This window comes from Arthrobacter sp. G119Y2 (genome assembly GCF_038069765.1).
GTDB lineage: Bacteria > Actinomycetota > Actinomycetes > Actinomycetales > Micrococcaceae > Arthrobacter_B.
Genome location: NZ_JBBPFS010000014.1, coordinates 1 through 13,519 on the forward strand (window position 1 = coordinate 1; position 13,519 = coordinate 13,519).

14 protein-coding genes are annotated in these 13,519 nt (G+C 65.9%); 7 read left to right on the forward strand and 7 right to left on the reverse strand.

Annotation, left to right across the window (positions count from 1 at the left end; all coding sequences use genetic code 11):
* Window positions 1-207: 207 nt before the first annotated feature.
* The gene (locus WKB88_RS18065; RefSeq protein WP_341395952.1) at window positions 208-1,806 is read right to left on the reverse strand and encodes an ABC-F family ATP-binding cassette domain-containing protein; all 1,599 of its coding nucleotides are present in this window, start codon (window positions 1,804-1,806) and stop codon (window positions 208-210) included.
* Between the two features lie 230 nt (window positions 1,807-2,036).
* Between WKB88_RS18065 and WKB88_RS18070 the strand changes: the two genes are divergently transcribed.
* The 4 genes from WKB88_RS18070 (at window position 2,037) to ypfJ (ending at window position 5,040) form a co-directional block, all read left to right on the forward strand.
* A complete protein-coding gene (locus WKB88_RS18070) occupies window positions 2,037-2,657 on the forward strand; it encodes a biotin transporter BioY (protein ID WP_341395953.1) in 621 nt (206 codons plus the stop codon).
* Complete coding sequence (locus WKB88_RS18075; protein WP_341395954.1) at window positions 2,657-3,367, forward strand: energy-coupling factor ABC transporter ATP-binding protein; 711 nt, start codon at window positions 2,657-2,659, stop codon at window positions 3,365-3,367. The genes WKB88_RS18070 and WKB88_RS18075 overlap by 1 nt, the downstream gene beginning before the upstream one ends.
* Before the next feature lie 7 nt (window positions 3,368-3,374).
* Complete coding sequence (locus tag WKB88_RS18080) at window positions 3,375-4,007, forward strand: energy-coupling factor transporter transmembrane component T (protein WP_341395955.1); 633 nt, start codon at window positions 3,375-3,377, stop codon at window positions 4,005-4,007.
* A gap of 121 nt (window positions 4,008-4,128) precedes the next feature.
* Complete coding sequence (ypfJ, locus tag WKB88_RS18085) at window positions 4,129-5,040, forward strand: KPN_02809 family neutral zinc metallopeptidase (RefSeq protein ID WP_341395956.1); 912 nt, start codon at window positions 4,129-4,131, stop codon at window positions 5,038-5,040.
* A 15-nt stretch (window positions 5,041-5,055) separates the two neighbouring features.
* On the opposite strand, the gene WKB88_RS18090 is transcribed toward ypfJ, so the two are convergent.
* The 6 genes from WKB88_RS18090 to WKB88_RS18115 all read right to left on the reverse strand — a co-directional run bounded on the left by WKB88_RS18090 (window position 5,056) and on the right by WKB88_RS18115 (window position 10,417).
* Window positions 5,056-5,451 carry a hypothetical protein gene (locus WKB88_RS18090; RefSeq protein WP_341395957.1) on the reverse strand — a complete coding sequence of 132 codons (396 nt, stop codon included), beginning with the start codon at window positions 5,449-5,451 and terminating at the stop codon, window positions 5,056-5,058.
* Between the two features lie 108 nt (window positions 5,452-5,559).
* Window positions 5,560-5,889 (reverse strand): metal-sulfur cluster assembly factor, encoded by a 330-nt coding sequence (locus WKB88_RS18095; protein ID WP_152218145.1) that lies wholly within the window; start codon window positions 5,887-5,889, stop codon window positions 5,560-5,562.
* Window positions 5,890-5,928: 39 nt separating this feature from the next.
* Window positions 5,929-6,726 carry a Fe-S cluster assembly ATPase SufC gene (gene sufC / locus WKB88_RS18100; protein ID WP_341395958.1) on the reverse strand — a complete coding sequence of 266 codons (798 nt, stop codon included), beginning with the start codon at window positions 6,724-6,726 and terminating at the stop codon, window positions 5,929-5,931.
* 102 nt (window positions 6,727-6,828) lie between these two features.
* Window positions 6,829-8,160, reverse strand: a complete 1,332-nt coding sequence (sufD, locus tag WKB88_RS18105; RefSeq protein WP_341395959.1) for a Fe-S cluster assembly protein SufD — start codon at window positions 8,158-8,160, stop codon at window positions 6,829-6,831.
* Window positions 8,160-9,635, reverse strand: coding sequence for a Fe-S cluster assembly protein SufB (gene sufB, locus WKB88_RS18110; RefSeq protein ID WP_341395960.1), 1,476 nt, complete (start codon window positions 9,633-9,635; stop codon window positions 8,160-8,162). Before sufB ends, sufD begins: the two co-directional genes overlap by 1 nt.
* The gene (locus WKB88_RS18115) at window positions 9,635-10,417 is read right to left on the reverse strand and encodes a helix-turn-helix transcriptional regulator (RefSeq protein WP_341395961.1); all 783 of its coding nucleotides are present in this window, start codon (window positions 10,415-10,417) and stop codon (window positions 9,635-9,637) included. The genes sufB and WKB88_RS18115 overlap by 1 nt, the downstream gene beginning before the upstream one ends.
* Window positions 10,418-10,556: 139 nt before the next feature.
* Between WKB88_RS18115 and WKB88_RS18120 the strand changes: the two genes are divergently transcribed.
* The 3 genes from WKB88_RS18120 to WKB88_RS18130 are packed head-to-tail and all read left to right on the forward strand — an operon-like array spanning window position 10,557 to window position 13,269.
* Window positions 10,557-11,516, forward strand: coding sequence for an ABC transporter ATP-binding protein (locus WKB88_RS18120; RefSeq protein ID WP_341395962.1), 960 nt, complete (start codon window positions 10,557-10,559; stop codon window positions 11,514-11,516).
* On the forward strand, window positions 11,513-12,256 hold the full coding sequence (locus WKB88_RS18125; protein ID WP_341395963.1) for an ABC transporter permease: 744 nt from the start codon (window positions 11,513-11,515) through the stop codon (window positions 12,254-12,256). Before WKB88_RS18120 ends, WKB88_RS18125 begins: the two co-directional genes overlap by 4 nt.
* Entirely contained in the window at window positions 12,247-13,269 is a 1,023-nt protein-coding gene (locus WKB88_RS18130; RefSeq protein ID WP_341395964.1) for a COX15/CtaA family protein, read from the forward strand. Before WKB88_RS18125 ends, WKB88_RS18130 begins: the two co-directional genes overlap by 10 nt.
* Window positions 13,270-13,519: the final 250 nt, after the last annotated feature.

Genomic DNA, 13,519 nt, shown 5'->3' on the forward strand with positions numbered 1-13,519 from the left:
TTATTGCCCTGGCTCGGCGTCGTTCTGATGTCCTCTTCGCCATGCTCCGCGACGGAACTCTATACGCAGACCCGGCGCCCAGAAACCTGCCCTCAGCTGCTTGACGAAAACCATAGAGGCACCCCCCGGATATGCCAACGGCGGCCGGAACGTGAGTCCGGCCGCCGTTGGACCCCGGGGAGGCCCGGGGTGTTGCTGGTGCGGGCGCTAGGCCAGCGTGACCAGGTCCAGATAGGAGTCGTTCCAGTGGTCCTCGTCGCCGTCGGGCAGCAGCACCACCCGCTCGGGATTCAACGCTGCCACTGCTCCCTCGTCGTGGCTGACCATGACCACTGCCCCGGAGTAGGTGCTCAGTGCACCCAGAATCTCCGCGCGTGAAGCCGGGTCCAGGTTGTTGGTGGGCTCATCGAGAAGCAGGACGTTGGCCGAGGAGGCCACGATGGTCGCCAGGGCCAGGCGGGTCTTCTCACCGCCGGAGAGCACACCGGCCTTCTTCTCGACGTCATCGCCGCTGAACATGAACGAACCCAGCACACTGCGGACCTCGGCGTCATCCATGTCCGGAGCCGAGGAGCGCATGTTTTCCAGCACCGTCCGCTCGGTGTCCAGGGTTTCGTGCTCCTGGGCGTAGTAACCCACCTTCAGGCCGAAACCCGGGATGATTTTGCCGGTGTCCGGCGTGTCCACGCCGGCCAGCATGCGCAGCAGCGTGGTCTTGCCGGCACCGTTCAGGCCCAGGATGACCACCTTGGAACCGCGGTCGATCGCCAGGTCCACGTCCGTGAAGATTTCCAGCGAACCGTAGCTCTTGCTCAGGCCCTCGGCCATCATCGGAGTCTTGCCGCAGGGTGCCGGATCCGGGAAACGGAGGGCCGCAACGCGGTCGGTTGCACGGACGGCGTCCAGTCCTCCCATGAGCCGGTCCACGCGCTTAAGCATGCTCTGCGCAGCGGAGGCACCCGAGGCACGGGCCTTCATCTTGTTGGCCTGCGCCAGCAGGATGCCGGCCTTCTTCTCCGTGTTGGCACGCTCGCGCTTGCGGGCGCGCTCGTCGGTCTCGCGCTGGATCTTGTAGCGCTTCCAGTCCATGTTGTAGATGTCGATCGTGGCGCGGTTGGCGTCCAGGCTGAAGACCTTGTTCACGGTGGCCTCAAGCAGAGCAGTATCGTGGCTGATCACGATCAGGCCGCCGGTGTGGTTCTTCAGGAACTCGCGCAGCCAGGCGATGGAGTCGGCATCAAGGTGGTTGGTGGGCTCATCGAGGAGCATCGTCTCGGCATCCGAGTAGAGGATCCGGGCCAGTTCCACGCGGCGGCGCTGACCGCCGGAGAGGGTGCTCAGCGGCTGGTTCAGCAGGCGGTCCGGCAGGGCCAGGTTCGCACAGATGGTGGCAGCTTCAGATTCGGCGGCATAACCGCCGGCGGCGAGGAAGTCCGCCTCGAGGCGGTCATAGCGGTTCATGGCCTTGCGCGAGATTTTTTCGTCATCGCTGGCCATCTCGTCCTGGCACTTTTTCAGCTGCGCCGTGACCACGTCCAGGCCGCGGGCGGAAAGAATCCGGTCCTTGCCCAGCTGCTCCATGTCCGGAGTGCGCGGATCCTGCGGCAGGTAGCCGATTTCCCCGACGCGCTTCACATGGCCGTTTGCGGGCAGTGCCTCGCCGGCCAGAACCTTGGTAAGGGTGGTTTTGCCCGCTCCGTTGCGGCCCACCAATCCAATTTTGTCGCCTTTGTCAACACGGAATGAAACCGCTTCCATGAGCAAACGTGCGCCGGCACGGAGCTCGAGATTAGATACGGCAATCACTCAGTGGACCTTTCGAGGGGGTTGGGGGTAGAGGCTGAACTGCGGAAGCAGCCTCTCAAGTCTACCGTCCATAGCGGATTTGTAGAAAAGCTCCAAAGGAATAAGCGCCGGTCCCGGCTAGTGTCGGGAGCGGAGCAGCCCCGCTCCCCCGCCCTGACAGGCAGGGACCGCGGCGCCACCCGCAGGGTGAGATGCCTCACCCTTGTAGAACTTCCATGAAATGAGGCCAGATGAGTACTCCTTCCGCTCCCCCGGCGGCCGCCGCCGGCCGCGCACCTCGGCAGCGCAGCCGGTGGACTGCCCGTGATTTGTCGCTCATTGCGGTCTTCGCGGCCCTGACAGCGGCATTTTCCGTCCTCCCGGGCATACCCCTGGGACCCGGGGTGCCCATCACGCTGCAGACGCTCGCTGTCATGCTGACCGGGATTATCCTGGGTCCGACGCGCGGGGCGGCTGCAGTGGGCCTGTTCCTGCTGGCTGGCCTGGCCGGCCTGCCGGTGTTCAGCGGGTTCCGCGGGGGCCTGGGTGTCCTGGCCGGACCGTCCGCCGGATATTTGCTGGCTTTCCTGCCCGCGGCGTTTGTTGTCGGACTGCTGGCCCGCCTGGTCCTGCGGCGTACCCGCCGGGCCCGCTTCCCGCTGCTGTTTGCCGCCGCAATGGTCACGAGCTTCCTCGTCGTCCACCCGCTGGGCATCACCGGCCTGATGGTGAACGCAAAGCTTGGATTCCCGGCGGCATTGGCTGCCGATATGGCGTTCTGGCCCGGCGACGTCCTGAAGAACCTGCTGGCCGCTGCAGTGGGCGTCAGCGTCCTGACAGCCTTTCCGCGCCTGGCGCCAAAGCCCCGCTGATGCCCTTGATCCAGTTGCGGGACGTTTCGGTGCTGCCGGACGGCTCCTTTGCGGGGGCCCCGGCCGTTCCCATCCTGCACCGCCTCACCCTTGACCTGGCCGAGGCCCGGATAGCAGTCGTGGGTGCCAACGGTTCCGGCAAATCCACCCTGCTCAGGCTGCTCAACGGCCTGCTGCTTCCCGATACCGGAACAGTCACCGTCGACGGCCTGGACACGGCGAAACACGGCAGCCGGGTCCGGCGGCGGGTTGGCTTTGTCTTTACCGATCCGCTCTCCCAGCTGGTCATGCCCACGGGACGGGACGACGTCGAGCTGTCGCTGCGCGCCAAAGTCCGGGCGCGGGAGGAACGCCGAACGGCGGCCGAATCCCGGCTCTCGGCCATGGGGCTGCTGGAACTGGCAGACCGCAGCATTTACGACCTTTCCGGCGGTGAACGCCAGCTGATGGCCCTGACCTCCGTCCTGGCCGTTGACCCGGGCATCCTCGTTGCCGATGAACCGAGCACGCTCCTTGATCTGCGCAACACCGCGCGGCTCCGGCGGATCTTCGCTGAACTCCCCCAGCAGATTATCTACACCACGCACGACCTCGACTTCGCAGCGGATGCGCAGCGTGTCCTGGTGGTTGACGGCGGCAGGATTGCCTACGACGGCGGCCCGGACGAGGCCCTCGACGCCTACCGTGCGCTGGCACTGGGGACCCGGTGAGAATGCCGTGAGGAGTTCCCCCGATCTGCTCGGCGGCTACCGGCCCAGCCGATCCCCCGTGCACCGGACGCCGCTGGCCCTCAAAGCCAGCGCCGTCGTCGCGCTCTCCGCTGCCGTGATGGCAGCAGCCTCGCTGCCGGTGCTGGGGCTGGCACTGGTGCTGCTCGCCGGACTGTACGCTGCGGCCGGCCTGCTGTCCGAAGCCTGGCAACCCCTAAAGCTCATGTGGCCTGTGCTGCTCCTCCTCGGCGCTTTCCAGGCGTTCGCCGCCGGTCCTGGAACGGCTGCACTGGTCACCGGCAATATTGTGGCCTGCGTGGCTGCCGCGCGGCTGCTCACCCTGACCACCCCGGTCCAGGAGCTGCTTGACGGCCTGGTGGCGCTGGCCCGTCCGTTCCGCGTCCTTGGAGCGGATCCGGAGCGCTTCGGGCTGACGCTGGCCCTCATGATGCGCAGCATCCCCTTCCTGCTGGGCTCGGCGCGCGATGTCCGGCAGTCGGCGATGGCCCGGGGCCTGGAGCGCAATCCACGGGCGCTGACGGTTCCCGTAGTCATCAAGGCAGTGGCCTACGCGCAGCAGACCGGTGATGCCCTGGCGGCCCGCGGCATCGGGGAAGCGCCTGAACGCAGGCCGCGCTGAGGTCCGGCTCTTCACGGACGGCCGCGCTGGGTCCCTCGATCTTCGCGCGGCACCGCCGGAGCCGCCCGGCATGCCGATTATGCGACCATAAGCCCGCTGATCGTCGGGGATAATTGCCGGTATGAGTTTTAACGAAAATGCACGCCTCGATTCCTCCCGGGTCCGCGACCGCCGGGGCAAAGGCAAGGGAATTGCCGTAGGCGGAGGGCTCGGCGGCGGCCTAATCCTGATCCTGTCCCTGATCTTTGGGTCCGACGTTGTGGACACTCTCGGTCTCACCGACGGGGCCGGTGCCGAAACCGGATCCGGCAGCTCACCAAGTATTACCGAGTGCCTGGACGGAGCGGACGCCAACGAGCGGCTGGACTGCCGGATCGTGGGGACCGCCGAAAGCCTGGACAGCTACTGGGGGCCGGCGCTGGCAGCCGAAGGACTCACCTACACCGAGCCCGGCGTTACCCTGTTCACCGGCCGGACGTCCACCGCCTGCGGGTCCGCGACCTCCGCCGTCGGGCCCTTCTACTGCCCGGCTGACGAGCAGACCTATTACGACACCGCATTTTTTGACGACCTCGTGGCGCAGTACGGCGCCTCCGGCGGGCCGCTCGCCCAGGAGTATGTGGTGGCCCATGAATTCGGCCACCACATCCAGAACCTGACAGGGGTTCTCGGCGCTTCCGCGCAGGATCCGCAGGGCGCGGAATCCGCTGCAGTCCGCACCGAGCTTCAGGCCGACTGCTACGCAGGGCAGTGGGCCGGGGCTGCCGCCTCCGTTCCGGCGCCGGGAAGCTCCGAGCCCTTTCTCGCGGAGCTGACACCGGCGGATGTCCGTGATGCCCTGTCGGCAGCCTCGGCGATCGGCGATGACCGGATCCAGTCGATGGCCACCGGCCAGGTGAACCCCGAAAGCTGGACGCACGGCTCCGGGGACCAGCGCCAGGCCTGGTTCATGCAGGGTTACGAGAACAACGACGCCGGCACCGGCGCCTGCGACACGTTCAGCGCCGCGGACCTGAGCAGCCCGGGAGCCTAGTCACCGCGGAAGGAGCTACTCCGGCGTCCCGACGTTTATTTCGGTGAAGTCGCGGCACAGCAGCCAGCGCCCGTCTTCGAGACGCCAGGACTCCATCAGCAACGCCCGCGCAGTGACGGCGTCCCCGGTCCGGTACGTCATTTCGTGGAACACCACGGCTTCGTCCCGGCCGCGCGGCGCAACTCTCCGGAACGCAGTGTGGACCGTGCTGCCGCGCATGCCGGAAACGGCATCGCGGAAGCCCGTCCGCGCAACCCCGACGTCGAACGGTTCCGCCGCGGACGCGTCCCGGCCCAGCCACCCGTGGTAATCGGCAGACAGGAAAGCCTCAACGGGCCCGCTGTCCCCCGACGCCATGGCTTCGTTCCAGGCCGCAAGGTACCCGTCATGAAAATGCCCTGTTGTCCCCATGGCGCACAGGTTAGCACCCCTGTCCGGCGGAGCAGCCGCACAAAAGCAGAAGGGCCGCTTCCCCGTGTCGGGGAAGCGGCCCTTCTGCTCATCAAAGGTGCAGCGCTGCTAGATATTGAAGCCCAGGGCGCGCATCTGGTCGCGGCCGTCGTCCGTGATCTTTTCCGGACCCCACGGCGGCATCCAGACCCAGCTCAGGCGCCAGTCGTCCACGACGCCGTCCAGCGCCTGGCCAACCTGCTCCTCGAGCACGTCGGTCAGCGGGCAGGCCGCGGTGGTCAGCGTCATGTCGATCAGCAGTGCGCCGTCCTCGGCGTACCGCAGCCCGTAGAGCAGACCAAGGTCAACGACGTTGACGCCCAGTTCGGGGTCGATAACGTCCTTCAGGGCCTCTTCGACATCCTCGAGGGATGTCTGGGCCAGATTCGGCTCACTCATCATCTGCTCCTTGGCAGTTGTAGCGGACAGGTGTACAGCCTAGGCCTTCAGCGCGTTCGCGGTGGCGGTGGCCGCCGTTGCGTTGGCGCCCGTGAAGCGGTCGTAGCCTTCTTCTTCCAGGCGGTCGGCCAACTCGGGGCCGCCCTGCTCGGCAATGCGGCCGTCAACAAACACGTGAACGAAGTCCGGCTTGATGTAGCGCAGGATCCGCGTGTAGTGGGTAATGAGCAGCGTGCCCATTTCGCCCTTGGCGTGCTCGCGGTTGACGCCCTCGGACACAACCTTCAGTGCGTCAACGTCAAGGCCGGAGTCGGTCTCGTCGAGGATCGCGAACTTCGGGTGGAAGAGCTCGAGCTGGAGGATCTCCACGCGCTTCTTCTCGCCGCCGGAGAAGCCTTCGTTGACGTTGCGCGAGGCGAAGTCGGCGTCGATGCGCAGCTGGCTCATGGCAGCCTTGACGTCCTTCGTCCAGTGGCGCAGCGAGGGGGCTTCGCCGTCGAGCGCGGTCTTGGCCGTGCGCAGGAAGTTGGTCATGGTGACGCCGGGAACCTCAACCGGGTACTGCATGGCCAGGAACAGGCCGGCGCGGGCACGCTCGTCCACGCTCATGTCCAGGACGTCGGCGCCGTCGAGCGTGATGGAACCGCTGTCGACGACGTAGCGCGGGTGTCCGGCAATGGTGGAGGCCAGAGTGGACTTGCCGGAGCCGTTGGGGCCCATGATGGCGTGCGTCTCACCGGTGTTGATGGTCAGGCTGACGCCCTTCAGGATCTGCTTCTTGACACCCTGTTCGGTCTCAATGCTGACGTGAAGATCTTTGATCTCAAGAGTAGACATACGAGTTACGCTTTCTCCTTTGCACGCTCTGGTGCGTTTTTAAGCTTCAAAAAGTGTGGGGTCGCGGTGCCCCGGGAGCCGAGCGGCTCCCGGGAAACACTGCTAGCTCTCGACTGCTGCGAGCTCGCGCTCGACGGCCTCGGTGAGCCGCTCTTCCAGTGCCGGAACCTTGATCTGCTGGATGATCTCGTTGAGGAACCCGCGGACCACCAGGCGGCGGGCTACATCCTCGGGGATGCCGCGGGCCATCAGGTAGAACAGGTGCTCGTCGTCGAACCGGCCGGTGGCGCTGGCATGGCCGGCGCCCTCGATCAGTCCGGTTTCGATTTCCAGGTTGGGCACGGAATCAGCGCGGCCGCCGTCGGTCAGCAGCAGGTTGCGGTTGACCTCGTATGTGTCGGTGCCTTCTGCTTCCTTGCGGATCAGAACGTCGCCCACCCACACGGTGTGGGCGTCGCGGCCCTGCAGGGCACCCTTGTACATGACGCGGGACTTGCAGTTCGGAACCGCGTGGTCCACGAACAGGCGCTGCTCCAGGTGCTGGCCGGCATCCGCGTAGTACAGACCGAACATCTGCACGTCTCCGCCAACGGCGGTGAAGCGGGACGACGGCGTAATGCGCACCAGGTCGCCGCCGAGGCTGATCACCACGTGCTTGAACTTCGCGTCGCGGCCCACCTTGGCGTACTGGGCGGACGCGTGAACGGCGTCGTCATCCCAGTCCTGGACCGAAACCACGGTGAGTTCCGCGCCGTCGCCAACGAGGATCTCCACGTTCTGGGACAGCGTTGCCGAGCCCTTGTGGTCCAGGACCACCACTGCCTTGGAGAACTTCTCCGCGGTGATGACGATGTGCTGGGCCGCGGGATCCTTGCCGGCGCCGGTCATGGTGAGCGTGATGCTGCCGTCCACCACGGTTTCGGCCGGGATGGTAACGGCCGTTGCCTCGGTGAAGGCTTCCCAGGCGGCGGCTGCCACCAGGTCCTCGGGGATGCCGGCGGAGCCGATGCGGGCATCGGTGCGTGCCACGTTCTCCACGGTCACGCCGTCGGGGGCTACAACTGCCACCTCGGGTGCGGTGCCGGTGAGTTCGGCCGTGTGCAGGCCGCGCAGGCGCTTCAGCGGGGTGAACCGCCAGTCTTCTTCACGTCCGGTCAGTTTGCCGAAGTCGCCGCGGTTGTAGGAGGTCAGGCGTCCGGCGCGTGAGCTGTCCGGAATGCCCGCCCCTGCACCGTGGCTGTGGGACTTGCTGCTGTCGCCGCCGAGAACCGCGGAGGATTCATTCAGCGGAGAGAGGTTCTCGCCCTCTTCGGTGAATCCGTCAATCCGGATGCGGCTGTCCCCCGAGGGGGCACCAATCCGGGCTTTGACACCCTCTACGGTTTTGCTGACCTGTTCGGTCACGGTTTCGACGACGTCGTTAAGCTTCGACATTAACCGACGGCTCCTTCCATCTGGAGTTCGATGAGGCGGTTGAGTTCAAGGGCGTATTCCATCGGCAGCTCGCGGGCGATCGGCTCGATGAAGCCGCGCACGATCATGGCCATGGCCTCGTCCTCGGGCAGGCCGCGGGACATGAGGTAGAACAGCTGCTCTTCGCTCACGCGCGACACGGTTGCCTCGTGGCCCATGGTGACGTCATCTTCACGGATGTCCACGTACGGGTACGTGTCCGAGCGCGAGATGGTGTCCACCAGCAGGGCGTCGCAGCGCACGGTGTTGGCCGAGTGCTTGGCGCCTTCGCGGACCTGGACCAGGCCGCGGTAGGCAGCACGGCCGCCGCCGCGGGCCACAGACTTGGAGATGATGGAACTCTTGGTGTTGGGGGCAATGTGGACCATCTTGGATCCGGTGTCCTGGTGCTGGCCTTCGCCGGCGAAGGCGATGGACAGGGTTTCACCCTTGGCGTGCTCGCCCACCAGGTAAACCGCCGGGTACTTCATGGTGACCTTGGAACCGATGTTGCCGTCGATCCACTCCATGGTGGCGCCCTCGTGTGCAATGGCGCGCTTGGTCACCAGGTTGTACACGTTGTTGGACCAGTTCTGGATGGTCGTGTAGCGGACGCGGGCGCCCTTCTTCACGATGATTTCCACGACGGCGGAGTGCAGCGAGTCCGAGGTGTAGATAGGGGCGGTGCAGCCTTCGATGTAGTGGACGTAGGAGTCCTCGTCGGCGATGATCAGCGTGCGCTCGAACTGACCCATGTTTTCCGTGTTGATGCGGAAGTAGGCCTGCAGCGGGATTTCCACGTGAACGCCCTTGGGGACGTAGACGAAGGAGCCGCCGGACCACACGGCAGTGTTCAGCGAGCCGAACTTGTTGTCACCGACCGGGATGACGGTGCCGAAGTATTCCTGGAACATCTCCGGGTGTTCCTTCAGCGCGGTGTCGGTGTCCAGGAAGATGACGCCCTGGCGTTCCAGATCCTCGCGGAGCTGGTGGTAGACAACCTCGGACTCGTACTGGGCTGCGACGCCGGAAACCAGGCGGCCGCGCTCGGCTTCGGGGATGCCGAGCTTCTCGTACGTGTTGCGGATGTCCTCGGGCAGGTCTTCCCAGGTGTTGGCCTGCTTCTCCGTGGAGCGCACAAAGTACTTGATGTTGTCGAAGTCGATGCCGGAGAGGTCTGCGCCCCAGGTCGGCATGGGCTTGCGGTCGAAGTACTTCAGGCCCTTCAGGCGAAGGTCCAGCATCCACTGGGGTTCACTCTTTTTCGCCGAGATGTCCCGGACGACTTCCTCGCTGAGCCCGCGGCGCGCGTTGGAGCCCGCGACGTCGGAGTCCGCCCATCCGTACTCGTAGGTTCCAATGCCCTCAAGTTCGGGGTTCTTTTCCAGGATGTCTGAAATCACAGACTCCGGCACCGATGAGGGCGCCGTTGACTTCTGCGTTACTTGATCCGTCATCACGGCCTTTCTTGCTGATGAATGGATGTGGACTTGTTGCTTGCGGCGTGCACGGGGACGTGCGCCGCTGACCCGGTTCGGCCCACGGGGATGTGGGTCGTACATACGTGACCCCCGCGGGAGAGTGTGGACAACCGACGGACGTCGACGTCCAGCAGGCGGGCAAAAACTTCGGTTTCCTTGTCGCAGAAGACCGTGTAGGCACTGGCTAGTCCCTGAATGGGACAGTGTCCCTGGCACAACTGCACGCTCAGCAGCGTGCTGGGCTGCTTGGCGGTGCCGATCATGGTGGTGGATCCGACAAATCCGTCCTTCGTCAGTTCCGCCGCCAGTGCCTGTGCCTTATCGGAAACCGCGGGCCCGGCAGCGTCAACCACCGGGCGGTAGCGCTCTTCCATGCGGGCAAAGCGGTCTGCGGCGAATTTTTCGATGGCTTCAGGTCCGGCAGCCAGACCAAGCTGGCGCAGGGCTTCGGTGGCGATGTCCAGGTAGTCGTTCCCCAGATATGCCTGCCCCTGCGCGCTCAGCACGTAGCGGCGTGCCGGGCGCCCGGCGCCCGAGGACGGGTTGCTGACCCGCTTGACCTCAATCAGGCCCTGGCCGGAAAGCGCGTCCAGGTGGCGGCGGACGGCCGCGGGCGTGAAGCCCAGCCGTTCACCGAGTTCCGCCGCGCTGACCGGGCCGTGCTCCAGCACCGCACCCAGGACACGGTCCCTGGTACGTTCCTCCGCTTCGCGGGCTGCTGCCGGCTTGGCCACTGCCTCCGGCTCAGAGTTGCTCATAGAATACACAACACAAGCATGACCTAATCTGTTCCCGCATGCCACTAAGGACAGGCTACCCACCGCCGCGATGAACTTCACGGCCGTACTTCCGCCTTCGCAGCCGGGGTGCATCCATCTGTACTACCTAACGTAGAATATGACGGTGCCTAACGATGAACCCTGCCTGACCATAAAGGGCCTGATTAAGGACTGCGGTCCGGTAGCCGGTCTCGACGGCAAAATGATCCGAGTGCTCGCCGGCGTGGATTTCACTGCGCACCGCGGCTCGGTCACTGCCCTGCTCGGCGCCAACGGTGCCGGCAAGACCACCACCCTGGAGTGCGCGCAGGGCCTGCAGCCGATCAACGGCGGCGAAGTGCGGCTGCTGGGCCGCGACCCCTACGGTGCCGGCGCCGATCTGCGCAGCCGGGTCGGCGTCATGCTGCAGGACGGCGGCCTGCCCCCGTCCGCGCGGCCGGTTCCCCTGCTGCACCACATCGCCTCCATGTACGCCGATCCGCGCCCCGTTGATGAACTGGTGGCCCGGCTCGGCATCGGCAGCTTCGCCAACTCCAACATCCGCAGGCTGTCCGGCGGGCAGAAACAGCGCCTGGCCATGGCGGCCGCGCTGATCGGCCGTCCGGAGGTGCTGTTCCTGGACGAGCCCAGCGCGGGGCTGGATCCGCAGTCGCGGCAGATTGTCTTTGACCTGATCGCGGAACTTCGCGGCGAAGGCCTCGGAATCATCCTCACCACTCATTTGATGGACGACGCGCAAAAGCTTGCTGACTACGTCTACATCATCGACGCGGGCAGAACCGTTGCACAGGGCACCGTCGCAGAGCTGACGGCACAGACCGGGGAGCTTGCCGACCAGCGGCTGCTCACGTTTGACGCGGTGCCGGGACTCAACCTGGCCGACGTCGGACTCCCGCACCTGACCGCCGCTGAACCAGTGCCCGGCCACTACACGCTCCGCGGTGCGCTCACGCCGGCCGACCTCGCCGCCCTGGCCGCCTGGTGGGCCCGCAGGGACCTCCTTCCGACGGCGGTCCACATGGCCTCGCGTTCATTGGAAGACGTCTTCCTTGACCTGTCCGGAAGGGAAATCCGATGAGTGCCCCCGCCTCCCTGTCGGTCCGCATCCTGAACCAGGGGCGCTATGAAGCGCTCACCATGCTCCGCAACGGCGAACAGCTGATCCTGGCGGTCTTCCTGCCGCTGATGGCACTGGTGGCCCTGTGCGTCACCCCCGTCCTGGACGGCTTCGGCACGTCCAGGGTAAACATGGCAACTCCGGGCATCCTTGCCCTCTGCGCCATGTCCACCGCCTTCACCGGTCAGGGCATCGCAACCGGCTTCGACCGCCGCTACGGGGTCCTCCGCTTCCTTTCCACCACTCCCCTGGGCAAGACCGGGCTGATCGCCGGCAAGGGAATCGCCGTCGTCGCCGTCCTGTTGATCCAGGTGGCTGTGGTGAGCATTGTTGCCGCGTTCTTCGGCTGGCAGCCGGCCTGGGCCGGGATTCCCGTGGCGGTGGCCTCGCTGCTGCTGGGGGCCGCTGCCTTTACGGCCCTGGGCCTTCTCGTGGCCGGCACCGCCAGGCCGGAGGCAACACTGGCCGTGACCAACCTGCTGTGGATACTGTTGGCAGCGGTGGGCGGCATCATCATCCCGGCGGGAAACCTGCCCCCGGTGATGCAGCCCTTCGTGGAGATCCTGCCCTCGGCTGCACTGGGAGAGGCCATGCGGTCAGCACTGATTGACGCAGCTTTCAATATCCCCGCCATGCTGATCCTGCTGGCGTGGACAGTCCTGGGCGGCCTCGCTGCCGTCCGATGGTTCAAATGGAGTTAGATTCAGTGTCCCCAACATCCGCCGGCAAGCCGGCCATTTCCTCCCCGGCAGCGGGAAAGACCGTCCGCACCTTCGCAGTGGCCTCCCTGGCTGCCAACATTGCCATTGTTGTGACCGGCGGCGCCGTGCGGCTGACCGCCTCGGGCCTCGGCTGCCCCGAGTGGCCGATGTGCACCCCGGATTCGCTGACCACCACGCCTGAAATGGGCGTGCACGGGATCATCGAGTTCGGCAACCGGCTGCTGACTTTCGTGCTGGCCGCCATCGCCTTTGCCATGGTGTTCAGTGTCTGGAAGATCCGCGCGGAGCGCCGTGACCTGTTCGGGCTTTCGGTTGCCCTGCTTGCCGGCATTCCCGCACAGGCTCTGCTGGGCGGCATCACTGTCTGGACCGGCCTGAACCCCTGGATTGTGGGCGGACACTTCATCCTGTCCATGGTCCTCATTGTGCTGGCGACCGTGCTGGTCAACCGGGCCTGGCTGACTCCCGCGCAGCTGGCATCCGTGAACGGCCCGCTGGCCACACGCACCCTGCGTCCGCTGCTGGGTGCGCTCGGCGTCCTCTCGGGGCTGTCCGTGGTGCTCGGTGTCATAGTGACCGGGTCAGGCCCCCACGCCGGCGATCACGGCGCTGCTCGCAACGGCCTGGATCCGGACCTGATGACGCGGATCCACGTGATCCCCGTCTACCTGCTCGTCTTCGCCCTGGCCGTGGCGCTCTACCTGGTGTTCCGGCACGCCACCGACGGACGGCTGCGCAGCGCCCTGCTGCTGCTCACCGCCGTCGTCCTGGCACAGGGAGCCATCGGCTACGCACAGCATTTCCTGCACCTGCCGATCGTCCTGGTCGGGCTGCACATGCTCGGCGCATCCCTGCTGACCGCCGCTGCCGCCCATGCCGTGTTTACGGGCTTTGCCCGCCGGGTTCCCGGGCACGACCCCGTTGTGGGTTCCGTTGACGCTGCCCCGGCCCGCTCCGGTGCCGCAGCCTCGGAAACGGGCGTCCGGCGGTAGGCTGCGACCTCGGCCGCCGGATGCAGACACGTTAGCGGCGCAGGCTTTAAGGGCACGCAACATGGGCCGGATTCCTTCGGGAGTCCGGCCCATGCTGCTTCTACCCTCCGGCTCTCTCCGACTCCCCCGTTACCTTTTTCGTAGCCCGTTCCTGATGCAGGATATGGGTGTGTTGGCCGGTCGGTTCCGGCATGGTTTTTGCCCCCAGTCGCCCATGATCCGGGGGGTGTTGCCACCGGAACCGACTTGG

What these genes read in the sequence shown, in the direction of transcription:
- WKB88_RS18070 (WP_341395953.1), top strand. Translation starts at nt 2,037, where the DNA reads ATGAGTACTCCTTCCGCTCCCCCGGCGGCCGCCGCCGGCCGCGCACCT.
- WKB88_RS18075 (WP_341395954.1), top strand. Translation starts at nt 2,657, where the DNA reads ATGCCCTTGATCCAGTTGCGGGACGTTTCGGTGCTGCCGGACGGCTCC.
- sufD (WP_341395959.1), bottom strand. Translation starts at nt 8,160, where the DNA reads ATGTCGAAGCTTAACGACGTCGTCGAAACCGTGACCGAACAGGTCAGC.
- WKB88_RS18095 (WP_152218145.1), bottom strand. Translation starts at nt 5,889, where the DNA reads ATGAGTGAGCCGAATCTGGCCCAGACATCCCTCGAGGATGTCGAAGAG.
- WKB88_RS18130 (WP_341395964.1), top strand. Translation starts at nt 12,247, where the DNA reads ATGGAGTTAGATTCAGTGTCCCCAACATCCGCCGGCAAGCCGGCCATT.
- WKB88_RS18090 (WP_341395957.1), bottom strand. Translation starts at nt 5,451, where the DNA reads ATGGGGACAACAGGGCATTTTCATGACGGGTACCTTGCGGCCTGGAAC.
- WKB88_RS18120 (WP_341395962.1), top strand. Translation starts at nt 10,557, where the DNA reads ATGACGGTGCCTAACGATGAACCCTGCCTGACCATAAAGGGCCTGATT.
- sufB (WP_341395960.1), bottom strand. Translation starts at nt 9,635, where the DNA reads ATGACGGATCAAGTAACGCAGAAGTCAACGGCGCCCTCATCGGTGCCG.
- WKB88_RS18125 (WP_341395963.1), top strand. Translation starts at nt 11,513, where the DNA reads ATGAGTGCCCCCGCCTCCCTGTCGGTCCGCATCCTGAACCAGGGGCGC.
- WKB88_RS18115 (WP_341395961.1), bottom strand. Translation starts at nt 10,417, where the DNA reads ATGAGCAACTCTGAGCCGGAGGCAGTGGCCAAGCCGGCAGCAGCCCGC.
- ypfJ (WP_341395956.1), top strand. Translation starts at nt 4,129, where the DNA reads ATGAGTTTTAACGAAAATGCACGCCTCGATTCCTCCCGGGTCCGCGAC.
- sufC (WP_341395958.1), bottom strand. Translation starts at nt 6,726, where the DNA reads ATGTCTACTCTTGAGATCAAAGATCTTCACGTCAGCATTGAGACCGAA.